General features: G+C 54.3%; 28 protein-coding genes and 1 tRNA gene. 9 read left to right on the forward strand and 20 right to left on the reverse strand.

Annotated elements, in window-relative coordinates:
- Nucleotides 1-38: 38 nt before the first annotated feature.
- The 15 genes from RBR60_RS10920 to RBR60_RS10990 all read right to left on the reverse strand — a co-directional run bounded on the left by RBR60_RS10920 (nt 39) and on the right by RBR60_RS10990 (nt 12,900).
- Nucleotides 39-857: a hypothetical protein gene (locus tag RBR60_RS10920; RefSeq protein ID WP_320356654.1), complete on the reverse strand. Its 819-nt coding sequence runs from the start codon at nt 855-857 to the stop codon at nt 39-41.
- Complete coding sequence (locus RBR60_RS10925) at nt 854-2,224, reverse strand: L,D-transpeptidase family protein (protein ID WP_320356656.1); 1,371 nt, start codon at nt 2,222-2,224, stop codon at nt 854-856. Before RBR60_RS10925 ends, RBR60_RS10920 begins: the two co-directional genes overlap by 4 nt.
- Nucleotides 2,225-2,260: 36 nt before the next feature.
- Nucleotides 2,261-3,316 carry a Holliday junction branch migration DNA helicase RuvB gene (gene ruvB / locus RBR60_RS10930; protein ID WP_320356658.1) on the reverse strand — a complete coding sequence of 352 codons (1,056 nt, stop codon included), beginning with the start codon at nt 3,314-3,316 and terminating at the stop codon, nt 2,261-2,263.
- Nucleotides 3,306-3,950 (reverse strand): Holliday junction branch migration protein RuvA, encoded by a 645-nt coding sequence (gene ruvA, locus RBR60_RS10935; protein ID WP_320356660.1) that lies wholly within the window; start codon nt 3,948-3,950, stop codon nt 3,306-3,308. Before ruvA ends, ruvB begins: the two co-directional genes overlap by 11 nt.
- A gap of 33 nt (nt 3,951-3,983) precedes the next feature.
- Entirely contained in the window at nt 3,984-4,460 is a 477-nt protein-coding gene (locus RBR60_RS10940; RefSeq protein ID WP_320356662.1) for a crossover junction endodeoxyribonuclease RuvC, read from the reverse strand.
- Nucleotide 4,461: 1 nt separating this feature from the next.
- Entirely contained in the window at nt 4,462-5,337 is an 876-nt protein-coding gene (gene ybgF / locus RBR60_RS10945; protein ID WP_320356664.1) for a tol-pal system protein YbgF, read from the reverse strand.
- Between the two features lie 66 nt (nt 5,338-5,403).
- Entirely contained in the window at nt 5,404-6,006 is a 603-nt protein-coding gene (pal, locus tag RBR60_RS10950) for a peptidoglycan-associated lipoprotein Pal (RefSeq protein ID WP_320356666.1), read from the reverse strand.
- 20 nt (nt 6,007-6,026) lie between these two features.
- On the reverse strand, nt 6,027-7,292 hold the full coding sequence (gene tolB, locus RBR60_RS10955; protein WP_320356668.1) for a Tol-Pal system beta propeller repeat protein TolB: 1,266 nt from the start codon (nt 7,290-7,292) through the stop codon (nt 6,027-6,029).
- 103 nt (nt 7,293-7,395) lie between these two features.
- Nucleotides 7,396-8,265 (reverse strand): TonB family protein, encoded by an 870-nt coding sequence (locus RBR60_RS10960; protein WP_320356670.1) that lies wholly within the window; start codon nt 8,263-8,265, stop codon nt 7,396-7,398.
- A gap of 5 nt (nt 8,266-8,270) precedes the next feature.
- Complete coding sequence (locus RBR60_RS10965) at nt 8,271-8,687, reverse strand: biopolymer transporter ExbD (protein WP_320356672.1); 417 nt, start codon at nt 8,685-8,687, stop codon at nt 8,271-8,273.
- Nucleotides 8,687-9,385 carry a protein TolQ gene (gene tolQ / locus RBR60_RS10970; protein WP_320356674.1) on the reverse strand — a complete coding sequence of 233 codons (699 nt, stop codon included), beginning with the start codon at nt 9,383-9,385 and terminating at the stop codon, nt 8,687-8,689. The genes RBR60_RS10965 and tolQ overlap by 1 nt, the downstream gene beginning before the upstream one ends.
- Before the next feature lie 224 nt (nt 9,386-9,609).
- Nucleotides 9,610-11,253, reverse strand: coding sequence for a chaperonin GroEL (groL, locus tag RBR60_RS10975; RefSeq protein WP_320356677.1), 1,644 nt, complete (start codon nt 11,251-11,253; stop codon nt 9,610-9,612).
- Nucleotides 11,254-11,477: 224 nt separating this feature from the next.
- Entirely contained in the window at nt 11,478-11,771 is a 294-nt protein-coding gene (gene groES, locus RBR60_RS10980; protein ID WP_320356679.1) for a co-chaperone GroES, read from the reverse strand.
- A gap of 181 nt (nt 11,772-11,952) precedes the next feature.
- Nucleotides 11,953-12,192 (reverse strand): zinc ribbon domain-containing protein, encoded by a 240-nt coding sequence (locus RBR60_RS10985; protein WP_320356681.1) that lies wholly within the window; start codon nt 12,190-12,192, stop codon nt 11,953-11,955.
- Nucleotides 12,193-12,357: 165 nt separating this feature from the next.
- Nucleotides 12,358-12,900: a hypothetical protein gene (locus tag RBR60_RS10990; protein WP_320356683.1), complete on the reverse strand. Its 543-nt coding sequence runs from the start codon at nt 12,898-12,900 to the stop codon at nt 12,358-12,360.
- 142 nt (nt 12,901-13,042) lie between these two features.
- On the opposite strand from RBR60_RS10990, the gene RBR60_RS10995 reads away from it, so the two are divergent.
- Nucleotides 13,043-13,138, forward strand: coding sequence for a 30S ribosomal protein bS22 (locus RBR60_RS10995; protein ID WP_139447551.1), 96 nt, complete (start codon nt 13,043-13,045; stop codon nt 13,136-13,138).
- 66 nt (nt 13,139-13,204) lie between these two features.
- On the opposite strand, the gene hflC is transcribed toward RBR60_RS10995, so the two are convergent.
- Entirely contained in the window at nt 13,205-14,197 is a 993-nt protein-coding gene (gene hflC, locus RBR60_RS11000) for a protease modulator HflC (protein ID WP_320356689.1), read from the reverse strand.
- The gene (hflK, locus tag RBR60_RS11005) at nt 14,194-15,243 is read right to left on the reverse strand and encodes an FtsH protease activity modulator HflK (RefSeq protein WP_320356691.1); all 1,050 of its coding nucleotides are present in this window, start codon (nt 15,241-15,243) and stop codon (nt 14,194-14,196) included. Before hflK ends, hflC begins: the two co-directional genes overlap by 4 nt.
- Before the next feature lie 738 nt (nt 15,244-15,981).
- On the opposite strand from hflK, the gene RBR60_RS11010 reads away from it, so the two are divergent.
- The 7 genes from RBR60_RS11010 (at nt 15,982) to RBR60_RS11040 (ending at nt 21,187) form a co-directional block, all read left to right on the forward strand.
- Nucleotides 15,982-16,302 carry a DUF721 domain-containing protein gene (locus tag RBR60_RS11010; RefSeq protein WP_320356693.1) on the forward strand — a complete coding sequence of 107 codons (321 nt, stop codon included), beginning with the start codon at nt 15,982-15,984 and terminating at the stop codon, nt 16,300-16,302.
- On the forward strand, nt 16,299-17,057 hold the full coding sequence (locus RBR60_RS11015; RefSeq protein WP_320356695.1) for a tRNA1(Val) (adenine(37)-N6)-methyltransferase: 759 nt from the start codon (nt 16,299-16,301) through the stop codon (nt 17,055-17,057). The genes RBR60_RS11010 and RBR60_RS11015 overlap by 4 nt, the downstream gene beginning before the upstream one ends.
- A 178-nt stretch (nt 17,058-17,235) precedes the next feature.
- Nucleotides 17,236-17,327: transfer RNA gene (locus RBR60_RS11020), tRNA-Ser, on the forward strand.
- Between the two features lie 417 nt (nt 17,328-17,744).
- Nucleotides 17,745-19,727, forward strand: a complete 1,983-nt coding sequence (gene dnaX, locus RBR60_RS11025) for a DNA polymerase III subunit gamma/tau (protein ID WP_320356697.1) — start codon at nt 17,745-17,747, stop codon at nt 19,725-19,727.
- Complete coding sequence (locus RBR60_RS11030; RefSeq protein WP_320356699.1) at nt 19,724-20,047, forward strand: YbaB/EbfC family nucleoid-associated protein; 324 nt, start codon at nt 19,724-19,726, stop codon at nt 20,045-20,047. Before dnaX ends, RBR60_RS11030 begins: the two co-directional genes overlap by 4 nt.
- Before the next feature lie 83 nt (nt 20,048-20,130).
- The gene (recR, locus tag RBR60_RS11035; protein WP_320356701.1) at nt 20,131-20,730 is read left to right on the forward strand and encodes a recombination mediator RecR; all 600 of its coding nucleotides are present in this window, start codon (nt 20,131-20,133) and stop codon (nt 20,728-20,730) included.
- Nucleotides 20,723-21,187: a YkgJ family cysteine cluster protein gene (locus RBR60_RS11040; protein ID WP_320356703.1), complete on the forward strand. Its 465-nt coding sequence runs from the start codon at nt 20,723-20,725 to the stop codon at nt 21,185-21,187. Before recR ends, RBR60_RS11040 begins: the two co-directional genes overlap by 8 nt.
- On the opposite strand, the gene RBR60_RS11045 is transcribed toward RBR60_RS11040, so the two are convergent.
- A complete protein-coding gene (locus tag RBR60_RS11045; protein ID WP_320356705.1) occupies nt 21,123-21,392 on the reverse strand; it encodes a hypothetical protein in 270 nt (89 codons plus the stop codon). The genes RBR60_RS11040 and RBR60_RS11045 overlap by 65 nt on opposite strands.
- A gap of 35 nt (nt 21,393-21,427) precedes the next feature.
- Here RBR60_RS11045 and murI point away from each other — a divergent pair, with 35 nt between their 5' ends.
- Nucleotides 21,428-22,252, forward strand: a complete 825-nt coding sequence (gene murI, locus RBR60_RS11050; protein ID WP_320356707.1) for a glutamate racemase — start codon at nt 21,428-21,430, stop codon at nt 22,250-22,252.
- On the opposite strand, the gene RBR60_RS11055 is transcribed toward murI, so the two are convergent.
- On the reverse strand, nt 22,233-23,054 hold the full coding sequence (locus RBR60_RS11055; RefSeq protein ID WP_320356709.1) for a hypothetical protein: 822 nt from the start codon (nt 23,052-23,054) through the stop codon (nt 22,233-22,235). The two genes, murI and RBR60_RS11055, sit on opposite strands and share 20 nt — an antisense overlap.
- The gene (locus RBR60_RS11060; RefSeq protein WP_320356711.1) at nt 23,054-24,796 is read right to left on the reverse strand and encodes a chloride channel protein; all 1,743 of its coding nucleotides are present in this window, start codon (nt 24,794-24,796) and stop codon (nt 23,054-23,056) included. Before RBR60_RS11060 ends, RBR60_RS11055 begins: the two co-directional genes overlap by 1 nt.
- Nucleotides 24,797-24,848: the final 52 nt, after the last annotated feature.

A 24,848-nucleotide genomic window follows, 5' to 3' on the forward strand; every position in this document is an offset into this window, starting at 1 on the left:
TATTCAAATCCAAAAAAAGCAATCTTTATTTACAAAAATCAGGGCAGGGTGGAAACTTCAAAATCTTCCACGTGCAGCAGAACACCCGTTTCGTTGAAAACAAAAATCCGGTTGAGCTGAAACTGGCGGGGATCCAGGGATCCGAAACGCAACCGGACGTCCTTAAAACGACGAATGGAAAAAAACTGCCCCCGTTGCGGCTCCACAGGCCGTCCCTCCTGCACAGCCACGGAAGGGGATGCCACAGCCGCCTGATCGGGATTCTCCGGAATCAATACGGACACGATATATCCGGATACGGCCGTATCATTTACAAGATTCCGGATATTGAAGGAAACCCTGTACTCCCCTTCCCGAAAGCCAGCAGCATACCCATCCAGCGCCACTTTCTGGGCGGCAATTCCCACCTCAGGCCGCTTCGGGGGTTTCACGATGGCTGGAGGAGCCAGGGGGTTCTCACTCTTTTCTTCCTGGATTTCCCCTTCTCCATCCCCAGGGCTCATTTCCACCACCGGATCCTCGGCCTGGGTCTTTTCCTGTGCAGGGGGTAGGGTTTCGCCCAGAATAATTTCCAGGGCCGCCAATCGCGCCATCAGTCTCTGATTTTCCCTGCGCAGGGCATCCAGTTCCCCCTGAAAACGCTGCGCGCCTCCCCCCTCATAGCGCCAATCCCACCGGGAAAACTGCCATACACCTACGCCCAGTGCCGCCAGCAAAAGGCAAAATCCCAGGGCAAGCACCACGCCCCAGCCCAGATGCAGGCGTAAAAGGCGCCCCCGGTTTCCCACCAGCAGAAGACTCCAGCTCTCTTTGGGTGCTTCTTCAATGGGAGGGGATTTTGCGTGCAGACGCTTCAACCTTCCCAAGTCTCTCTGTAAATCTTCCATCGACCGCCCTCGCGTATCAGGTCTAGCCGCTTGTGACCCCGGGTTTCAAATCCGCTGGAATCGTATTTTTGCAGAAAACGCACCTCAGCTCTGTCCTTTCCACGCATCCGTATCTCAAGGGGTCCCTCGCGATCAACCCGGATATAGCTGTACTGCCGGTTCAGCCCCTCCTTATAGCGGATCCAGGCCCTGCGATCCCGTCCCTGGGAGCGGAATCCTCTGGCATAAAAAGCTGCGTAAGGCTCTATTTTCTGGCTCGCCCAAGCCGTAAGCCAGTCATCCACCATCCGCGTGATTTCCCCGTCCACGTCCAGATGGGATCCCAGCACACCAAGCCCTGCCAGAAAAGGTGCTCCGGTGGGAATGGGATTTTCCGGAGGAGCCAGCCAGGGATCGCCCACAATACGGGCCTCCCCTGAAGCATCCGTCTCCATATAAAGGAGTCTTCTTCCCAGAACCTTTTCTGCGCTTCCGGCCCTTGCCACAAGGTCAAAAATGGCTGTGGCCCTGTTTTCTACCCTGAAAATATCCAGATCCCTGATTTCAAAGGCGAGATCCTTCCATTGATTTTCAAGGGTCAAGCGTAGTTTCAGCCAGTCCGGCCACCAGGAAATATCCGGCAGAAAATCCCTTGCATAGAGGCTGAGGTAGGCATGGTAGGAATCCCCACGCAGGTTTTTCACCCAGGATCGGACCAGTCCCTGCAACTGCTCTGCCTCCAGCCCCATGGATTCTTTCTGAAAATCCAGACGATCCACCACAATCATGGGACTTCGTAACAGCCGGATCTCGCCCCGCATGGCATCCAGATTATGATTTTCAAGAGCCACGCAGCCATTGGTATCCTGGGGACGCAGCGGTTTGTTGGTGCCGTGCAACCAGATGGCATTCCCCGTTTTCCCCGCACGCAGATCCATAAAATTGGGATAATCAATGGGAAAGGCACCACTTCCATAGATGGGAGCAAGGTAGCGCTCTTCAAATTCCGTCAGAAAAAAGTAGACGCCTTCCGGAGTTTTTCTGTCCCCTGAAAGCTGCTTATCTCCTGAGGCCTCTCCCGTTGAACAGGCAAAGCTGTGCCGGACATACAAGGCCCCGTTTTCATCCTTTGCGTATACCCACAGCTGCTGCGTGGCCTTTTCCACCAGCACCGCCGTAAAAGGTCTGGATTCTGCATACACAAAAACATCCGGAATACCGCTGCCGTTGGCAAAACCCGTCTGAGGAAGAATGCAGGCCAACATGCCCACAAGAAAAACCATCACATGACGCATAAAAAAATCCGTATCTCCAGCATCCCTTGGTGATCGTCCCGACCTGCCGCCCAGTCTCAGCACGGCTGTCTCCATCCAACCTGTTCTTTTACGAATTCCCTATTTCCTACCCTCTACTTCCCTCAGACCTGAACCCAGGTGAGAAAAAGCCTGGGCTCCCAGGCGACGCCCTGCAGAAGTACGGACCACAAGCCCGGTTTTCAGCAAATAGGGCTCCACCACATCCACAAGGGTGTCGCTCTCTTCCTGTAAGGTGGCGGCAATGGCCTCTATTCCCACGGGTCCTCCACCATAAAACTCCGCAATGGTCCTCAGATAGCGTCGGTCCAGGGGCGTGAGACCCAAAGCGTCAATTCCCTCCAAGGCCAGGGCTTCATGCACGGTTTTTCCGTAAATATGCCCATCTCCCCGGACCTGGGCGTAATCCCGTACCCTTTTCAGAAGCCGGTTCACGATACGCGGGGTTCCCCGACTTCTGCGCGCCAGCACCTGAGCCCCTTCCGGATGCAGGCGAATTTCAAGCAGATCCGCCGAACGTGCTGCAATGCGCACCAGATCCGTTTCTTCGTAAAAATCAAGGCTCCGGAAAAGCCCGAATCGATCCCGCAGGGGGGCAGACAAAAGCCCCACACGGGTTGTGGCTCCCACGAGGACAAAACGATTCAGGCGGAATCGATGGCTGCGGGCATGCACACCCTTATCAAAAACAAAATCAATGGCAAAGTCTTCCATGGCCGAATAGAGAAATTCTTCCACCATCCTTGGAAGCCTGTGGATTTCATCAATAAAAAGGATATCCCCCTCGGAAAGGTGGGTCAGAATCCCCACAAGATCCCCGGCTTTTTCCAGGGCAGGCCCTGATGTCAGGGTCAGCCGCCCTCCCATCTCATGGGCAATGATATGGGCAAGGGTGGTTTTGCCAAGACCCGGAGGACCGTGAAGCAGGACATGCTCCAGGGGTTCCCCTCGTTTTTTGGCAGCTGCAATGGCGATTTCGAGGGTCTCTACGGTTTCCGATTGGCCAATGTACTCCCGCAGCGAGGAGGGACGCAGGGAAAAAAACTCTTCTGCCTGGTCTTCTGGACGGGAATGCGGTGTGGTAAGATCGCGTGTACCCGAAGAAAACAAAAGGGGGGAAGGACTTTCATCCATCATGAACGCCTCCAGGTCTCCAGCTCCGGTAGATTTCTTCAAGGAGTACTTCGGGCGTATGAATATCCGGATTTCGCGCCAAGGCTGCCTGTATCAGCTTTTCAGCCTCCGCCAACTTATGACCCATCTGCTGTACCAGGACATCCCGGACAAGCCCCACCATGTTCTGCTGAAGAGGGGAGGTCCCTTGCGGCCTTTTCTGATCTTCCATGGGCATATCCAGGAATTGCCCGGCTTTTCCACCCAGAGTGGCCACAATTTTCTGCGCTGTGCGCCTGCCGATTCCCTTAAGACCGGAAAGTCCCGCCACATCCCCGGATTCAATCCATTGCGCGATCTTCTCCACGGGCATGGTCAAGGCTTTGGCTGCTTTGATGGGGCCGATATCCTCCACAGTGAGAAAAAGCTGAAAAAAATTCTTTTCCCTTTCCCTGTGAAAACCGATAAGAATGGGCCGGGGTTGCCGTTCTGTCTGATAATAATAGATATGAAGGGCCAGCGGCGAACCCGTCTCCCTTTCTCCCAGGGCATCCATCACCACGGTCGGGAGCAGGACTTCATAGCCCACATGGTGCACAAGCAGTAAAATGCGGTCTTCTTCTTTTTTAAAAAGGCTGCCTTCAAGGTAGGCAATCATAAAACTCCCGAATCCGGATAAGGCCCCACTCTGTCACGAAAAACGATAAAGGCCTATGAGCGCTAAGGCAAGGGCGTCCGACGCATGATCCGGCCGGATGGGATCGGGATGGGCAAGAACGTGGCGTACGGCACGCTCCAGCTGCTGCTTTGAGGCCGCACCGCTCCCCGTCAATACCTTTTTCGCCTCCCGCACCGCCACTTCCCGCACAGGTACAGCGGCCTGACATCCCGCCACAAGAACCGCGCCCGTGACCTTTCCCAAAAGAATTCCGGAACGGGGGTATTTCTGAAGCGAAAACACATCCTCCACCACCATCAGATCCGGCTTTTCCTCTTTCAGAAGATTGAGAGTCTGGATATAGATTTTCTCAAGACGCTTGGCAAGGGACATTTCCCTGGATGTCTCAATACAACCAAAGGCATACCCTGTAACCTCCCCCCCCTGCCCCCGGACAATACCGATGCCGGTTCTCGCCAGGCCAGGATCCAGCCCCACAATGCTTACCATATCATAATTGCCGGAGCTTTCTCTGGCCTATCAGGGATTCACTGGATCCCGGATATTTGCGCACCAACTCTTCGAGAATCAGACGGGCATTGGCTTTTTGCCCCAATTTCTCAAAAGCCAGCCCCTGTTTCAGGAGAGCAGAGGCCACCTTGTTTCCTTTGGGATATCCATCAATGACCTTCTGGTACTCCAGGATAGCCTTTTCATACCAGTTTTCCCTGTAATAAATCTCACCGATCCAGAACTGGGCATTGTCTGCCCTGGCGGAATTCGGAAAACGCTTCAGAATTTCCTGAAAACCATCTCTCGCCCTCTCAAAGGCACCATTATCAAAAGCCTGCTTGGCCTCCGCATAAAGGGCGTCCAGATCCAGAGGAGCGGCGGACGTTTGTTCTTCTTTTTTCCCTGAACGCTTTTCATCCGGTACATGGGAGTCCACGGGCACCACCACAGCACTCTCAAGTCCCACATAATCCGATAGATGCTGGATACGGCCGGATAATTTCATCATCTCATCTTTTAAAAAGACAAGCTCATCTTTAAACGCACTGCCTTTTTCCACAGCACCCCGGGAACGAAAGGCGCTTTCCTCCATCCTGCCCTGCATTTCCTGCAGTGCAAGGCGCAGGGTATCCATTTCCGAACGCATACGTGCATAGGATGTGCGCAGATCCTGTTCATGGGCTTCTACCCGGACATCCATGGCAGCCATGCGACCACGGACTTCCTCCTGCGTTGCCATCTGATCCGCCCGCCCCTGCTCCAGGGAAAGCAGACGGATGTCCACCTCTTTCAGATCCTGTCTTGTGGCGCATCCCATGAGCCCCAAAGCTATACAGAGAAGGATACAGACCCTGCGTCCTTTTGCTTTCATCATGCAAACACATCCCCAGAAAACCGGGAATACGCCCCATCAAGACATATCCCCGGTTTTGATCAGAGGTTAGCGGATAACAAACTGCGCCCTGCGGTTTTTCGCCCAGGCCGCCTCATTCTTAGCCGTGTCCAGCGGACGCTCTTCTCCATAGCTGATGGTAGCGATCCGGTTTTCGGCAATGCCGCTGTCCACCAGATATTTTTTCGCGCTGCGGGCACGACGATCCCCCAGGGCAAGGTTGTATTCACGGGTTCCCCGCTCATCGCAGTGGCCTTCCACCATGATCTTCACATCCGGGTTCGCACGCAGCCAAACCACCTTGGCATCCAGAACCTTCATGGCTTCGGAGGTCAGGGCAAAGCTATCGAATTCAAAATGCACATGGGTGTCAAGGAAAGCGGCTTTGGCCTGCGCCTTGCGTTCTGCTTCACGGCGCTCTGCTTCGGCTTTCTCCCGTGCAAGGCGTTCTGCTTCAATGCGGGCCTTTTCTTCCTGCTTTGCCCTTTCTTCAGCCGCAACACGCTCAGCCTCTTCCAGACGCTGCTGCTCCGCAAGCTCCTGCTGGGCTGCGAGATCGCCATTGCCGGTCTTTCCCGCACAGGATGCCAGCACCATGACACAAAAAATTGCCAGTACCAATCCATAACGAACCCACATTTTTGCGGCCATACTTCCTCCTTCATCAAAATTTAAAAACGTACAGGTTTCAACGACCACCTTGGCGTTGTCTGGGCTCCGGGCATGGAAAGCAAACGACGCTGATCCGTTCCGTAAGCCGTCATGACATAAAGCCTGGATACCCCTTCACGCGAAGACGTAAAGGCAATGAGACTACCGTCCGGAGACCAGGATGGATCCTCATTGTCGCCGGAGTTATGGGTTAATTGTACAACAGTCCCTCCTCCAAGATCCATCCTGTAGATATTGATTCCCTCTCCCCTGCGCATCCCCACAAAGACCAAATGCCCGCCATCCGGAGAAAATGCGGGGGAGGTATTGTAATTCCCTTCATAGGTCAGGCGACGAATTTCCTCTGATTCCATATCCATCATGTAAATCTGGGGAGATCCTGAGCGTCTGGATACAAAGGCCATCTGCTTGCCGTCTGGGGAAAAGGCGGGAGAAACGTCAATATCCCAGCTATGGGTTAACTTTTTAATGATTTTACCATGGCCGGTCAACATGTAAATATTTTGATTCCCTTCAAAGGAAAGGGTGGCTGCAAGCTGAAAAGCTCCGGGAACCCAGGCGGGTGTGATGTTCAGGCCCGGCTTGGAAACCACAACGCCCCGCCCCCCTTCCAGGTGGCGGATGTAAAGATCGGGGTTTCCCCGAACATAGGACGTATAGGCCAGCCAATTGCCATCCGAAGACCAGGCCGGAGAAAGGGCAATGCTCTGATCTCTGGTTTCCTGGCGGATACCCGTGCCATCATAGTCACAGATATAGATTTCCTTGTGTCCAGTGCTGTCTGAGACAAAGGCCAAACGACTTTCATACAGGCCTTGCCGACCCGTCACCTGAAAAAGGACTTCACTGGCAAAAAGCCGCAACATTCTTCTGAAGTCCGATGCCGGGCCGCGGTAACGCTTGCCCATCAGAAGATTCTCCTGGATCACATCAAAGAGGCGGCACTCCATCTCCAGTTGTCCTTCGCCATCCACGGCCAGCCCCACCGTAGCCAGCAGCTCCACTCCCTGGTTTTTCCACAGGGAAAAATTTACCTTTGAAGCCACAATGCCTTCAAGCCTGGGAAAATCTGCGGTCTCCCGACCGGAAGAAACCTTAAAATACCCTGAAAAATCCACAGCATCTGCAAGATAAACCAGCCCCTGGCCGGCAATTTCATGAAGCAGGGGACCCTCGCTTCCGGGTAGAAAGGCTGGAATGGCAATGGGAATCTTGCGCAAAGAGGGTGCCTGAATATCAATGATGGGCACCGCCTCCCGCGCCATAGGCGCTCCTTGCAGCATGATGAGCCAAAAGAGCACCCCAAAAAAGATTTTGGATGCAACCCCCATCCCCCCTGTTTTCACCTGACCTCCTTGATACACCATTTTATAAGTCCACCCCTTTATCCGTAAATCGCAGCCCCATGCCAATCCGTTCAGCAGGAATGGCATCGGGAACAGGCGGAAAGGGTTCTGATTTCAAGATGGCCCGGCGGGCGGAATCATCAATGAGCCTGTTGCCAGAAGACTGCTGCAGCACAAGATCACGAACCCGCCCATCCCGGGTAATATAAAACACAACCACAGCGCCCTCTCTGGCCCGTCCTTGGCCTGCGTAAGCCCAATTCTGCTGGACCCTGTGGGCTGCCTGGGAGATGTAAAGATCCAAAGCCCTGCCTGCGGCGGCCCCTCCCTGCCGGGTTCCTTCCGCAGTCCCCACACTTCGCGGACGGGTCTGTACTTCCGTCTCAAGCCCCCTCAAGGCATCCCGAATGGCGGAAGACCGATCTTCCTCCACCCGCCTTGCAATGTCACTGAGGGCCGAAGCCACCACATCCCGGTTCACTTCTTCCGCAGGCGACCTTGTCCTCTGCGAGGCCAGAGGCCGTTTGGCGGGTATGGGAGCAGGCGCAGGCTTTTCCGAAACCACAGGTGCAGCTTCTGCCTTCACAGGCAACGGCACCTTTTCCGCAAGGGGTGTCTTTTGGGGAACGGGTGGGGGCGGTGCCTGCGATTCCACGGGAGAAGGCGTTTTGGGTCTTGGCGGCAGGGGATCCGGCGTTCTTTCCGGCAAAGTCCCTGCCGTTTCTGGCATAGGTGCCACCAGATCCACCAGCATAGGCGATACCAGGGCAGGCAGAGAAGGCTTTATCCAGACAGGCAAAAAAAGAATGAGACAGAAAAACAGGCCGTGAGCCACCAGCGACAGAAAAAAAAACAGCCCAAACCGTTCATCCAGACTGTCATTTTTTTTCACAAGCATCACCTTCGCACATCTCCAACGGGCTGGGTCAGCATCCCAAGCTGGGTGACTCCGGCTTTCCGAACAGCGTTCATAATCTCCACAACCCTACCATAGGGAACATCCGCATCGGCCTTCAGAAGCACCTGGGGATTAGCCGCTCCCCGGAGCCAGTCTGCCATGCGACTTTCCAGAAAACCCGGAGCCACACGCACATCCTGAATCCATACCCCCCCTTCCCGATCCACAACCAGGATCAGGGGATCCGCCTTTTCCTCAAGGGGCGCAGAATCCACTTGGGGCAACGCCACCTCCTCACCCTGCTGCAGCATGGGGGCTGTCACCATGAAAATAATCAAGAGAACCAGCATGACATCCACAAAGGGTGTCACATTGATGTCACTCATCATTTCATTGCTTCGTGAACTTCCCGCCATCAGGAACCTCCCTGGGCCCGATGAAGATCATGCTCCACAATATTGAGAAAATCCGAAGAAAAATTCTCAAGCTCCGAACTGAGGGTCCGGATTTTATGCAAAAATGCATTGTAAGCCACCACCGCAGGAATGGCCACGGCAAGGCCGATGGCCGTTGCAACCAGGGCTTCGGAAATCCCGGGAGCCACAACCGCAAGACTGGCCGATCCCTTCATCCCGATACCATGAAACGCATCCATGATTCCCCATACCGTTCCCAGAAGCCCGATGAAAGGCGCCGTATTCCCACAGGTCGCCAGGAATGAAACCAGCTGCCCCATGCGGGTTACTTCCGCTGCTATGGTCCGCTGCAAAGTCCGTTTCAGGGTTTCAAGTCCCACCATCCTTGCACCGAGGGTCTGACCTTCACCCGCCTTTTCCATGGCCTTGAGTTCTTTATAGCCTGCCCGGAAAAGTCGGGCCGCCGGACTTTCTCCCACATGCTTCATTTTTGCATGCACATCCGAAAGATTGGCGCTTTTCCAGAACAGAGCCTGAAATCGCAGAGATTCACGCTGGTCACGGCGCAGGGCAAAAAACTTTATGAAAATAATCGCCCAGGAAATCACAGAAAAAAGGAAAAGAACCAAAAGCACCAATTTTACCACAAGGCCTGCGGAACCCAAAACCGCAAAAACACTCAGTGAATCGTGGGGCATCCTACGCTCTCCCGAAAAAAACATCTTCATCCCATCCACGGTCAAGCCCAGACCTTCCAGGCCGCCGCTGCCCCCCCTATCTATAAGACCCCGTGCCCGGTGTCAAGGACAGCCGCCGGAGAAGCCTCCATCCCATTGGCTGAAGCATAAAAAACCCTGGTATACGAGAAAACGCACACCAGGGTCACTTTTTTTTCTGCGAATGCGGGAGAATCCCACAATTTTTACATCATACCGCCCATGCCACCCATGCCGCCCATACCAGCAGCACCCATGCCTGCACCCGCCGCTTTTTCCTCGGGCTTATCCGCAATCATGGCCTCGGTGGTCAGCATCAGGGATGCGACACTGGCAGCGTTCTGCAGAGCAAAACGCACCACCTTGGTGGGGTCAATGACACCCGCCTCAATGAGGTCTTCGTACACATCCGTCGCCGCGTTATAGCCAAAGGCTCCCTCACCCTGCTTGACCTTATCAATCACCACAGAGCCTTCCACACCGGCATTGTTGGCAATCTGACGCAGCGGTTCTTCCATGGCCCGCATGATCACACGCAGCCCAAGCTTTTCTTCCGCCTTGAACTTGGCCTTCTCCAGAGCAGCCATGCAGCGCACAAGAGCCACCCCACCACCAGGAACAATGCCTTCTTCCACAGCAGCACGGGTTGCATTCAGAGCGTCTTCCACGCGGGCTTTCTTCTCTTTCATTTCCGTTTCAGTGGCAGCCCCCACACTGATCACAGCAACCCCACCGATGAGCTTGGCAAGGCGCTCCTGAAGCTTTTCCCGGTCATAGTCAGAGGAGGTTTCCTCAATCTGTGCACGGATCTGCTTCACGCGGGCCTCAAGGGCCGTACGGGAACCCGCACCATCCACGATCGTGGTATTTTCCTTATCAATGGAAATACTCTTTGCCTTGCCCAGGTCCGTAAGCTGCATGCTTTCAAGCTTGATGCCCATATCTTCGGAAACCACCTGCCCGCCGGTGAGTACGGCAATATCTTCCAGCATGGCCTTTCTTCTGTCGCCAAAGCCAGGGGCTTTGACCGCAGCAACGCTCAAGGTTCCCCGGAGCTTATTGACCACAAGGGTGGCCAGGGCTTCTCCATCCACATCTTCAGCAATGATGACAAGGGGTTTGCCCATTTTCGCTACCTGCTCCAGAATGGGCAGAAGCTCTTTCATATTGCTGACCTTCTTTTCGCTGAGAAGGATGTAAGCATCCTGCAGCTCACAGACCATTTTTTCCGTATCGGTGACAAAATAGGGAGAAAGGTAGCCACGGTCAAACTGCATGCCTTCCACCACATCCAGGGTGGTTTCCATGGATTTTGCTTCTTCCACGGTAATAACCCCTTCTTTGCCAACCTTTTCCATGGCATCGGCAATGATGTTGCCGATGGTTTCATCACTATTGGCGGAGATGGTCCCTACCTGTGCAATTTCACGACGGTCTTTGGTGGGCTTGCTCAGCTTGACAAGTTCCTTCACAGCCACTTCCACAGCCTTGTCAATGCCACGCTTGATGGACATGGGGTTGTTGCCCGCCACCACAAGCTTCTGGCCTTCTTCATAGATGGCCCGGGCCAGAACCGTTGCCGTGGTTGTCCCATCGCCTGCCATATCGGAAGTCTTTGAAGAAACTTCCTTGACCATCTGGGCACCCATGTTTTCAAACTTATCGGCGAGCTCAATTTCCTTGGCCACGGTAACCCCATCCTTGGTTACCGTCGGGGAACCCCAGGATTTTTCGATGACCACATTACGTCCTTTGGGTCCCAGGGTCACAACCACTGCATCTGCGAGGGCTTTTACCCCCTTAAGCATTTTTGCACGTGCATCTTCGCTATAAATGATCTCTTTAGCCATGATATCTTTCTCCGTTCAGATCTGGTTAACTTTGAATATCCTGTAACAGAATTTCACCCAATCAATGCGAGGTTGAATGAAGCCCTTTTTCTGACCGCCCAATGGATGAGCAGTCTCTTCCCGGTCGAAATCCTGATCTTCCTCTCCAGCAAGTACGATTTTTCCTTGATTCGGAGGTCCAGGCCTTTTCTTCTCGGGACAAAAGGGGTTTCAAGTCTCGCCAATCAGGCCTCATTCACAACGGCATAGATATCATCCTGAGACATAATCAGGAATTCCTCGCCGCCCATTTTCACCTCATTGCCGCCATACTTGCTGAAAAGAACCCGATCCCCCACCTTGATATCCATGGGAATACGCTCACCCTTATCATTCATGCGGCCTGCACCCACGGCGATCACAGTACCTTCTGCGGGTTTTTCCTTGGCTGTATCGGGAATGATAATACCACCTTTGGTTGTAGTCGCTTCTTCGGTGCGCTTGACAACAATCCGGTCAAACAAAGGTCTGATGTTCATTGCAACAACTCTCCTTTTTTAAAAATGGGCAAAAAGTATGATTCTTTGGATTGCTCCGGAATCGGTCGATACGATAATCACAACCGCGCACTTGTAAAGTGCTTCAGTCATTTTTTATTGTTGCTGAGATCAAAGGGAGGTTCTGCAAAAAAGGACAAAAACCCGCACGAAACGATCCGGTTCAATCCGAGGAAGAATCTCCGGAGCCTCCGCTCGAAGACGCTGGCGATGCAGGTGCCTTGTTACCGCCATAATCCGTCACATACCACCCGCCACCCTTCAGGTGAAAGGTGGTTTGAGACATCACCTTTCGCACAGCCCCGCCACAGAACTGACACTGCGTCATGGGCGGATCCGAAATTTTCTGCAACACATCCATCGTTTTTCCACATTTGGCACACTCATACTCATAGATCGGCATGAAACCCTCTCCTGATCTGAAAAAAATACGGAAATACTCCCAACAACGCATTCATTTTCAAAACGTGGTAAAGATAGTCAGTCCTTTGCCCTTGTCAAGAATCCGCAATGCCCGAAAGCCCTTCAAAAAATCTTGCCCTCCTTGCCCAGGGCTTCCGACTTACCATTAAAAAAGATCCACACCAAGTCCCCCGGAATCCGAAAAAAAGGATCGGACCGCATCCATTCCGGCAATGGTAATTTTACGGGCAAGACTGTCTGTGATTTCCTGTACCCGCAACTCTTCCCGAATCCGCGCCTCAATGGATGCATCAAACAGCTGAAGGTGTTTGGAAAAACGCACCACATGCACCAGCTCATGGACCAGGATAAAGGTTAAAAAAGGCAGGGACAGAAGCCGCTCATCTTCCCGCATACGCTGCAAGATGGCCTTATCCTGAAGGCAGATTCGATAAACAGTAAAGGCAGAAGCCGAGGTGCTGCACTGCCAGGGCATGGCCACATACCGCATGACCTGGGCGTAAGCGCCCTTCACATGCTCATGGTCAAAGAGCAAAGCAGCCGTCTTGACATCGTAGCGGAGACGCCCCCAGCGGGATGTACTCATTTTATAGAAATCCGCAACACTTTCCTCGGCAACGGGCAAGGCTTCATCCAGAATTCCCAGCATCTCCTTTGAAAAAAAATCTTCTTTCGATAAAAGATCCAATCCCGACCTCCCTTTATCAGGGCTTTTTCCACGGAAAATGGTGTGGACAATGGGAGCACCTGCATGCTACTAAAGGAACTTATCGATTTACCTGAAAGATCGATGAACCGGTAATCTTTCCTTTCAAACTGGAGGTGGTATTTTGGGCAGCGTCATCAAAAAACGCAGAAAAAAAATGCGGCGTCACAAACACCGGAAACTCCTGGCGCGCACGCGCCATCAGCGCAGAAAAAAGTAAGACCGCTGTTTTTTCCGGCAACAAAAAAGCACCCGCTTCCGGGTGCTTTTTTGTTTGCTTTTTTTCTTACCTTTTCCCTGGCCCCTGTCTTTTCAGATAGCGCATGAAATCGGATTCCGTTGAAAAGACCACATGGCTGCCCTGCAGGGCATCTCTGTAGGTTTCAAGGGTTTGCTGGAAAGTATAGAATTCCGGATCCACCCCATAGGCATCCCCAAGGAGCTTCACCACCTTGGCATCCGCTTCACCCCGGATTTTCTGGGCTGCCCGGTAAGCTTCGGATTCAATACGCTGCAATTCCCTTTCCTTGTCCCCGCGGATCTTCCGCGCTTCTCCCACACCCTCGGAACGATACTTTTCCGCAATCTGCCGACGCTCTGCAATCATCCTCTTATATACAGATTCCCGCACCTGCTCCACATAATTGATCCGCTTCACCTTTACATCCACAAGCTCAATACCGAATACATCCAGCCTGGGCTGGGCCTGTTCAAGGATCATCTGGGTGATACGCTCACGCCCCACACGGATATGACGTGTCTGGGCCGAATCCCGCTGGGAAAGGGCTGTTCTGTCCCGCTCTTCCTCAATGGTTTCCACATCTCCAAAAGCATCCAGCTCCACCCAGGGATCCATCTCCCGGTTAGTCCAGCGTACGGATTCCACAAGGGCGTTGGAGGTGACAAGGTTGCGGATGGCAGGATCGATGATTTCATCCAGACGCCCCTTGGCCAGATGGAAACTGCCGATGGACTGGAAGAAACGGACAGGGTCCACAATGCGCCAGCGCGCAAAGGCATCCACATAGATATAAGTTTTATCCAGAGTGGGAATCTGACCCGGATCCCCATCCCAGGCCTGAAGATTTTTCGGAAAAAAGGTCACCATCTGCACAAAGGGAACCTTAAACTTCAGACCTGGCTCCACAATGGGCTTTCCAACAATCCTGCCGAACTGCGTGACCACCGCCTGTTCCGTTTCATCCACAATAAAAGCCGCAGAGTATGCCAGAAGCACAAGCACCGCAAGAATGGCGCCCAAAAGACCTTTTATTTTCATTGCTTCACCCCGAGTTCTTTTCCAAGGTTCAGAAAGGGCAGCACATTCCCCTGATCCGAGTCGATGATATATTTCTCTTTCAGATTCGGCAGGAGATCGCGCATCATTTCAAGATACATACGCCGTTCCGTTACATCCTTGGCCCCCACATACTGAGAGTAGATGCTCCTGAAGCGGGCAGCATCACCCTCGGCCCGGTTGACACGGTTCATGGCATAACCTTCCGCCTCAAGGATGACACGCTGGGCTTCCCCTCTGGCTGCAGGAACGGCCTTATTATACTCTTCCTTGGCCTTGTAAATCATCTGCTCCCTTTCCTGCACAGCCTGGTTCACTTCGTTGAAGGAGGGCTGAACAGGCTCGGGAACGTTGGTGCGCTTCATCTCGATGGTGACAATATGGATGCCTGATTCGGCCTTATCCAGCTCGCGCTGCAGAATTTCCTGGGCGGCAATGGCAATATCCTCACGGGAGCTGATGACTTCATTGATACTTCTGTCACCCACCACAAGACGCATACAGGCTTCGGAAAGGTCCCGCAGAAGCTGACGCGGATCCTGTACCTTGAACATAAAGCTGTACGGATCCCGGATCTGGTACTGCACAATCCAGGGGACAAGGGCCACGTTCAGGTCTCCGGTCAGCATCAGCGCCGCATTCTCCATATCGCTGCCCGCAAAACGCGTCCTCGCATCCATGTTTTCCCGGAAACCGAACTCCTCTTTGTACACAAGACGAACCTTTACCTTGGTGACCGTCTCAATACCTGCCGGAAGCTTGAAGTTCAGACCAGGGTCCGTAATTCTTGAAAATTTTCCGAACCTCTGTACAACACCCACCTCAGAAACGCCTACGGTATAAAACATGGTCGATCCCATGAGTACCGCAATGGCCACCAGCACAATGAGCCAGAAGCTACCCGGCACTTTCAGGTTTTTAAGCTGATCCACCACCTCGTCCATCTGCGGCGGTGTGCCACTGCCGCCTCCGCCTCGACGACCATTCCGCTGCTGCTGATCTCTGAGCTTATCCCAGTCCCAATTCATGTGTGCATCTTCCTTCCAAAAGGTTCAAAAAGCCCGGAAACGGGAAAGTTCCTTAGCCATACCTCAAACATACGCGCAGAAACCTGAAATGACCGACCCCTTCGGCCTTCCCCATCTCTGCCTTCCATAGCGCCTGCCGCATCCCTGGCAGACATGGTTACCATAAATCACATACCCCCCCTCTGACAACAAGATCCGTTTTTTTTCTTGCTTTCTCCGCCAGATCCCGTAGATACTCACCCGATAAAGTTGTTTCGAATATCCGCCATGCAAAAGACGGACATCCTTAAAACGCGGATCCACCCCCGCTTTATTTTCAAAATCAAAACAATCTTGTGCCTTTTCCCATGAATCATTCAAAACGATGCCGCATGTTTAATATATATGAAACAAACCAGCCAATCAGGTGTTTGCAGGATTTTTATCCATAGGGAAGCCTAATGGACGCGATGGGGTGGGGACTCCATGGTGGCTGGAACAATCTTAAAGATTTCTTACGCTCTGAATAAAATTCGCTGTTTTTATCTCAAAAATCCAAACAAAAAAGTAAAAGACAGATTTTTGCAAAATAAAATGCATGGATCTCCAAGTCAAGGAAAATACAAAAACAACCCTGCAGCCCAGATCCAAAACCTTCCCCTCCCCCCACAAAAAAATGGCGACCAAGGCCCGCAACCGGGCCACCAGAGAGTACCCAGGCAGACAGGGCAGACCTTCAGAATCAGAGTGAACCGCACCATGGCATCCCAAAGACCCCAGAACAAACGTTTCACCCATATCAGCACCGCACTGGACCAGACACTGGAGCCTTTTCGCTCTCGCTACGGCAAAGGCGACTTCAGAGAAATCTGGCGCTGCTGGGAGACCACCGTAGGCCCCGAGATCGCCAAAAATGCAAAACCCGTATCCTTCAGAAATGGATGTCTCACGGTTTCCGTAACCCATTCGGCCTGGATGCAACATCTCCAGTACCTGAAAAATGACATGATGGAACGCATCAACCTCACGCTCGGCTCTCCCCTCATCCAGGACATCCGCCTGCGCATCGGGACTCCGTGAACGCCATCAGTTCCGATACCCTCGGCTCCCTCCGGATACGCCAGCCCCAAAACGGTTACCGTTTTTCCATCGACCCCCTCCTTCTGGCCCATCAACTGGCTCCCCGTTCCGGAGAACGCATCCTGGACTTAGGCACAGGGTGCGGCATCATCGCCCTGCTCCTTGCCCTGAAAAACCCTGAAGCCCGGATTCTGGCCGTTGAAATCCAGCCCGACCTTGCGAGCTTGGCTCGACAGAATGTGAGCCTGAACGGCATGGACTGCAGCATCCAGGTTCTGGAAACCGACATGCGTCTTCTTGACCAGGCGAGAATACGGGGCCCTGTGGACAGCATTGCCATCAACCCGCCTTACTACAAACTTAAAAGCGGCCGCATGAATCCTCAGGACGAAAAAGCTGTCGCCCGACATGAGATTCACCTCACACTGAAGGAATGGATACTTACGGCAAAACGTCTTCTAAAAACCGGGGGCCGTCTTCATGTCGTCTTTCCCGCAGACCGAAGCGCAGAATTACTCCATGCCATGTCCCAGAACAACATCACGCCCAAACGCCTGCGAAGTGTCCACTCCCTACCCCACACCCCGGCCCGTCTCGTCCTTGTGGAGGGTATTCTTGCAGCAGGTTCCGGCATCCACCTTCCCCCTCCCCTTTTCCTCTACAAAGCCCCAGGCCTTTATACCCCTGAGGTCCTGGACATTCTCTCGCCCGGCGACCCTCTGCCGACAGAAGGACCGGACGTCCAAGGGGCCTGATCCCAAAGGCATTACAGAGCAAAGCGTTGTTCAGCCCCCCATGGATTTTAGCACCAGGGGAGCAGAATCTTTTTTTACTTCCCCTGAGGCAAGTTTTTCCAAATCTTCTGTTGACAGGCAGGACAAAAACGACTAGATACTTTTTCCTGTTTGGCACATATTGCCATATTGAAAATGCGGAGAGGTGACCGAGCTGGCTGAAGGTGCACGCCTGGAAAGCGTGTGTACGTCAAAAGCGTACCGGGGGTTCGAATCCCCCCTTCTCCGCCATTTTTCAAAAACAGTCTTTGAGCATACAAACCGCTTTTCAGCGGTTTTTTTGTTTCTGTCCCAATCAATTCCCTCCCCCTTGCTGCTCCGGAAACCTCCGCAAATTCCCATCCCACCCAAAGAGGGCTATGGCAAGGCCCGACCGAGTATGCTATGAACGAACACTGGAACGGCCAGCCCCCTCCCTCTCGCCCCAGGAACACCCCTGGTGTTGATGAAGCGCTTTTCCCGTAAAGGCCACTCTGCATGCAGGCCGATACGAATCTTCGCCGCCTTCCAAGGGATCAGACTTTTTTTCGTATTTTCGGCAGATTTCACCCATCTTCTGCCTGCCCGCCATTCCGGGCAAAATAAGAATCACCTGCGGCCCAGCTTTCCCCCAATGCCCCTTTCAAAACCAAAGGCAAGGAGCCCATCATGTCTTACCTGGTACTGGCGCGCAAATACCGTTCCCAGTCCTTTTCAGAAATTGTTGCCCAGGAACATGTCACCCAGACCCTGCAGAACGCCATTCTTGCCGGACGGCTGGCCCATGCCATTCTCTTCTGCGGTCCCAGGGGAACAGGCAAAACCTCCATTGCCCGTATTCTGGCCAAAGCCATGAACTGTGCCCAAGGCCCTTCGCCAACGCCCTGCAACCAGTGCCGTTCCTGCAGGGAAATCACCGCAGGCAATGGCGTGGATGTCATGGAAATTGACGGTGCTTCCAACAACTCCGTGGATCAGGTCCGGGACCTGCGGGACAGCCTGGGTTATATGCCCGCGCACAGCCGTCACCGAATCTACATCATTGATGAAGTTCACATGCTTTCCACCGCAGCCTTCAACGCCCTGCTCAAAACCCTGGAAGAGCCCCCTGCCCATGTTCTCTTTTTCTTTGCCACCACAGAACCCCATAAGATTCCCCTCACTATTCTCTCCCGCTGCCAACGCCATGATCTGCGCCGCGTGGGAACCCAGGCCCTGACGGCCCACCTGTCCAGCCTCTGTCAGGCGGAATCCGTTTTCATGGAAGAAGAGGCCCTGGACATGATCGCCCGCGAGGCAGACGGTTCTGTACGGGATTCCTTAAGTCTTCTGGACCGTGTCATCTCAAGCCTTGAAGGGGAGCCTGGAACACCTGACAAGGTGGCCCGTATCCTGGGACTTGCCGCCCGAAGCCGGGCTTTTCAGATCGCAGACGCCCTTTTCCGGGGAGATACCGCCAGAGTCCTTTCCATCATCCGGGATCTCCATGATGCAGGGGTGGATCTCAGAAAATTCCACGGCGACCTTGCCACCCACATCCGCAACCTGCTCATTGCAAAGGTGGCCCCCAAGGGCTGCGCAGAATTCCTGGATCTTCCCGATGCCCTGCTCCGGGATCTCCTGACCCAGGCCGCCCCCCTCACGGAGCACTACCTTTCACGGCTTCTTGATCTTCTCATGGGAGAAGACGCGGGCATGCGCCATGCAAGCCACCCTCGCCTTGCCATGGAAACCATGCTGTTGCGCTGTCTTCGCATCCAGCCAGCTCTCTCCATTGATCGACTTGTGGAAAGACTGGAAGCCCTGCGCCAGGATATCCTGTCTTCTCCGGAATCCTCCGGAGAGGCTCCCTCCCCTGGTCCTGAAGCCATGGCGCCTGTGGCGGCGTCCCCTTCTTCTGCTCCCCTTTTGCCCGAAAAGCCCCAGCCCCCTTTTCTGGCACCCTTTCCCGCGGAAAAACCAAAACCGCATTCAGCTCCTCCCCTTGCCACGCCTGCCCCCCAAAGCGTCCCTCCCTCCATGGGAAAAACCCGGGAGCCGCTGCCCATGGATATGCATTTTACGGATGACAACACAGAAGTCCCTGACCACTACAAACCCATGGAACCCAAAACGCCTTCCCCGGCTCAACCTCCCACGGCTCCGGCAAGGCAGGCAGGACTTCAGCGAGATGGCAAAACGGACACGCCAATCCGGCACTCTCCTCCTGAAAAAGATTCCAGGCAGTCGGCCCAGGCCCCTCCCCTCTCCCTCCCTTCGGCCAGGGGACAGGAAAAACTCTGGGCCACGCTCATTGCCCGCCTGCGTCAGGCAAGCCCCTCTCTGGGCGAGCTGTTTGCGACCAAAACAGCCTTGAAAAAGCTCTCTGATCAGAGTATTGAAATTGAGGTTCAGGGCTCGGGTTTTTCCATGGCGCGTTTCACCCATGAAAAAACCAGGCAGCTTGTGGAAACCCTTGCTGCGGAAATTTTCGGACGTTCCCTTTCCCTTGTGATCCGCGCCACAGAAGAAAAGGATTCTGTGGTTCTCCGCAGCCAGTCCGAAAAAGAACTTTTACGAAACGATGCCACAACCCATGCCCTGGTGCAGGATGCCCTGGAAATCTTCAAGGGCCGGGTTGCGGATGTCACTTTTCTGAAGGAGGCGCAATGAAAGGCATGGGAGGCAACATGGGCCAGATGATGAAGCAGGCCCAGAAGCTCCAGCAGCAGATGGCAAAGATGCAGGCGGAAATGGCCGATAAAACCGTGGAAGCTTCCGCAGGCGGTGGCATGGTACGCGTCACGGCCAATGGCCAGCAACAGATCCTTTCCATACGAATTGAAAAGGAAGTTGTTGACCCAGAAGATGTTGAAATGCTTCAAGATCTTTTGCTTGCAGCCGTCAACGACGCCCTGCAGAAGTCCCAGGAAATGATGTCTTCCGCCATGGGACAGCTCACCGGTGGCATGAAAATTCCAGGGCTTTTCTAAAAAAGTCGGGGCAATCCATCCTTATGCGGTGTCCGTTGCGACAAACCACGCAACGGACATTTTTCTTTCTCTGAAGGACAGCCATGCAGCACTACCCCCCTTCGGTGGTCCAGGTTATCCGACGCCTTGCAACCCTTCCCGGCATTGGTCCCAAAACAGCCGAACGGCTGGCCCTGCACCTCCTCAAGGCTTCCGCAGAGGACGTACGCGGTCTGGCCCAGAGCATTCTCGCCCTTAAGGAAAATGTGCGGCTCTGCCAGCGCTGTTTTGCCTTGAGCGAGGGCAATCTCTGTCCCGTATGCCGGGACACGGAGCGGGATGCAGGGCTGATCTGCGTGGTGGAGCGGCCTGCGGACATGATGGCCGTAGAAGCTTCCGGAGGATTCCGCGGGGTCTATCACATCCTTCAGGGGGTGCTGTCGCCCATGGACGGCATTGGCCCGGATGACATCCGCATCCGGGAGCTTTTGCTGCGCATCCGGAGAGAAGAGGTCCGCGAGGTGATTCTCGCCACCGGCACCGCTGTGGAAGGAGAAGCAACGGCCGCTTATATTGCCGGGCAGCTGTCCGGGTACCCTGTCCGGGTCACCCGCATTGCCTCGGGCATTCCCATGGGCGGAGACCTTAAATATATTGACCAAGTCACCCTGAAACGGGCCCTGGAGTCACGACGCCATGTATGATGATGCGCTTGTCTTTGATTGTCAGCAATGCGGGGAATGCTGTGTGGGATTCGGTGGTACCTATGTGAGCGCAGAGGATATCCGCGCCATCGCCTCCTTCATGGATATCTCTGAAACCCAGATGCGCAAGAATTTCTGTCAGCAATCCGACCAAGGGGTGGTGCTTGCCATCAGCCGGGAAGGCCGCTGTGTTTTTCAGAAAAATAACATCTGCGCCATCCATCCTGTCAAACCGAGAATGTGCCGGGAATGGCCCTTTATCCCCGCCGTAATCCGGCAACCCGGTAACTGGCGTCTCATGGCCCAGGCCTGTCCTGGCATACGACCGGAGGCTTCTTCCGAAGCTGTACGTGCCTGCACCCTGGCCTCCCTTGCCAAGACACGCCCGGGTTTTACACCGGATTCAGCCAAAAACGAGGCGGATGCACCTGATAAAACAGCTCCCCTTCCTGTTTAAAAGTGGTGATGATGTTGCGGGCCTCCAGAATTTCCATGGCCGCATTCAGGGCCTCTTCTCCCTGATTCCAGACATGGAGCAGACGACTTCTGGATACCTCTCCTTCCGCAGCAATGCCGCAGCAGCAGAGATAGGCGGAAATGGCTCCCACATCCAGGCCCAGATTAAAGATCTCCTGGTGCATGGGGTTACTGTCAAAATTCATTTTCCTACACCCTTTCCAGCCCCGTTTTCCGGACCATGGGTATCGGCGGCGGGGCCAATGAAAGCCATATTCCCATGATCGGTATTTTTGATTCCGGCATCGGCGGCCTTACCACGGTACGGGCCATCATGCAGAAGCTTCCCGGTTACGACATTCTCTACTATGGCGATACCGCCCGCATGCCCTATGGCTCCAAAAGCCCTGAAACGGTACGGCAGTACGCCCTGGAAAACACCCGTTTCCTTGTGGAGCGGGGGGCCAGAATCATCGTCATCGCATGCAATTCCGCGGCCAGTACGGCCATGGACGCCGTCACCCAGACCTTTGATCTGCCCGTTTTCGAGGTGGTGAACCCTGCCGTGGAAGCCGCCATCGCAGCTCCCCTTCCCCCGCGTATTGGGGTCATCGGCACACGCGCCACCATTGCATCGGGCGTGTATGAGGCCAGAATCAAGGCCCTGCAACCCAACGCCACCGTACATTCCGTCCCCTGCCCTCTTCTGGTACCCCTGGTGGAGGAAGGCTGGCTTGACACTCCGGAAACCACCCGGATCGTAAAAAAGTATCTGCATCCTCTCAAAACCAAACAGATCCGCACCCTCATTCTGGGATGCACCCATTACCCCATCCTCAAGGAGCTGATCCAGAAAAAAATCGGTAAAAGCGTCCGTATCATTGATTCAGGCAGCTGTGTGGCCGATACGGTGGTCCGTTATCTGGCACAAAACCCGCAAATGGATGCCCGCCTTGAAAAAAACGGAGAACACCGTTTTTTTGTTTCCGATATCACCGCGCAATTCCAGCGCAGCGCCCGCACCATGCTCCAGGGTCCCATACACCTCACCCATGTGAGGATGTAATCTCTCCTGCCGCCTGCGGTCCCACAAAAAGCATGGGAGAAGGGAGCCTTCGTCTCAGATCCTTTTTAAAAGAAGGAAGAAGGGCCTCCCGAATCCAGCTCCCTCCCCATGCGGCCAGTACAATCAGGGCATCCGCAGGCACCTCCATCCATGGATTTCCTTTTCCCTTCTCCAGCCACAGAAAATGACGAATGCCCTTCGGTGTTTTTTGCAAGGACGCATCCAGAATCTCCCTGGCCCCCAGACCCAAAAGATCCAGAGGGAGGTCCATTTCCCGGGCAAGATTCTGGGCCAGGGAAAAAACCGCCGCTGCTGATTTTGTTCCCCCATGGCAGCACAGGATACTCTTCCAGGGTCTGGACACAACTGCGGGTATGAAAATGGGAAAGGGTGCCACTGCCGGAAGTTTTCGCATGCCCAGATCCGAGTACAGCCAGAGTCTCGTATCCAGGGGCACCGGGCAGGCCATATAATCATAATCCACAGGTATATCCGGCAAGGCCGGGGTGGTTCTGTGCCGGACTTCCAGAAACCGTGCATCCAGACCGACGTCAGCGAGAATCTCCGCCGCCCGTGCGGCTGCCGCAGAACGGCCAGCCCTTCCCCAGTCCTCTTCCCCAAGATCCACCTGCACAACACGGTTTTCAAAATACATGAGAAAACGGGGGGCTTCCGGTACATAAACCACAGGTGCGGCACCCAGCATGCGACAGAAAAAGGCGCTCTGCATCAGCGCTTCCCGACCCCTCGGAGAATCCTGATACACATGAAAAAAACGGGGATGCAACTCCAGGCTTTCCATCACATTTCTCCCGTCTGCACCCGCAGCTCCCTGCGGTAATGGTCCAGAAGCGTGGCCCTCGAAATCATCCCCATAAAACGGTGATTGGCCACAACCGGCATGCTGAACACCCCCCTTTCATCCATAATATCCAGCACCTCTTGCAATTCATCGTCCGGATGCACCACAGGTACATCCCTTTGCATCAGCTGCTCCATGAAAACCGTGTCATAGAGCATATCATCCAGCAGATAAGGCCGCACATCATCCAGATGCACCATGCCCACAAAACGGCCTGTGGCCTCATCCTCCACCGGAAAATAATTTCGCTTCGAGTGTTTCTGTAAATGCACAAAATCCCGCAACAGGAGGTTCCTTCGTATGGGAATGCAATCCCTTTCCATTATTTCCGGTATCCTCAGATCAAGAAGCACCCGCCGGTCCGTTCCCGGTCGTAAAAGCTCTCCCCTTGCCACAAGGTCCCTCAGATAGATGGAAGCCGGTTCTCCGAAACGGCACAGGATGGTGGAGAGGGCGGAGACCACCATCAGAGGCAGCATCACCTCATATCCCCCGGTAATTTCAAAAATCAGAAAAATAGCCGTCAGAGGGGCCTGAAGAACGCCCGCGAGCAATCCCGCCATACCCAGAAGGGCAAAACACCCCTCCCCCACCCACGCCACCCCAGGAAAAAGAAAAACCAGGATACGGTGATAAAGGAGTCCCGCCAGAGCGCCCATCACAAGGCTGGGGGCAAAAATCCCCCCAACCCCTCCCCAGCCCAGGGTGAAACTCGTTGCCAGCATCTTGGCCAGAAGGGCCAGAAGAACCAGCAGAATGCCCGTCCCGTACTGGCCTGCAATCATGGTACGGACCGCCTGGTATCCTTCCCCCAGCACCACGGGAAAAAAGATCCCGATTCCTCCCACAAAAAGCCCTCCCAGGGCGGCTTTGGTCCACAGGGAAAGCCCCATCCGCAACGCCGCCTGGCCGGAGAATGCATGCATGGCCCGCAGCCCCCGCATGATGGCGATGGCCACAATTGCGGTGATGATCGCAAGACCCGCTGCGGCCAGGGTATCATGAAGATGGACGCTGAAGGCCTGGCTTTCAAAGGGAATCTGATTGCCGTGCATCCTGCGGCTGACTTCCGTTCCCGCCACAGCCGCCAGCGTGATGGGAACAAGGTGGGTACTCCGCCATTGCCCGAGCAATACCTCCATGGTAAAAACCATGCCCGCCAAAGGTGCGTTGAAAATAGACCCAATGGCACTGGCTGCTCCACAGCCCACCAGAACCACGCGCTCTTTCTCATTTAATCTCAAAAACCTGCCGATGTTGGAGCCAATGGCGGATCCGGCCATGACCACAGGCGCTTCCGGCCCCGCAGATCCGCCGCTGCCAATGGTCATACTGCTGGCAAAAATCCTCGAAAAGGTGGAACGCAGACGGATCAGGCCCCCATGGCGACTCACTGCGTAAATCACCTCCGGAACCCCGTGCCCCCCGCCTTCCCGCACAATTTTTTCCATAAAAAAAACGGATACCCCGGCTCCCAGGGCAGGCAGCAGAAAGGCCCAGGGTGCTTTCCGGTATCCGGCGGCAAGGGAGGAAAATCCTTCTATGAGATGGTGCAGCGCCACAGCGGCCAACCCTCCGGCCACTCCCACGCCAATGGCCAGCAGGATCAAAAAAAGCTCAGGATCCATGCGGGTCCGAAACCCAATCCAGCCCGCAGTCACCCAACGTCCCAGGCTTCTCATGGGCTCTCGCTCCTACCCATCATATTCTTTTCCAGCTCCCGCACCGCTCCAA

It is taken from the genome of Desulfobotulus sp., assembly GCF_034006065.1.
Classification (GTDB): domain Bacteria; phylum Desulfobacterota; class Desulfobacteria; order Desulfobacterales; family ASO4-4; genus Desulfobotulus.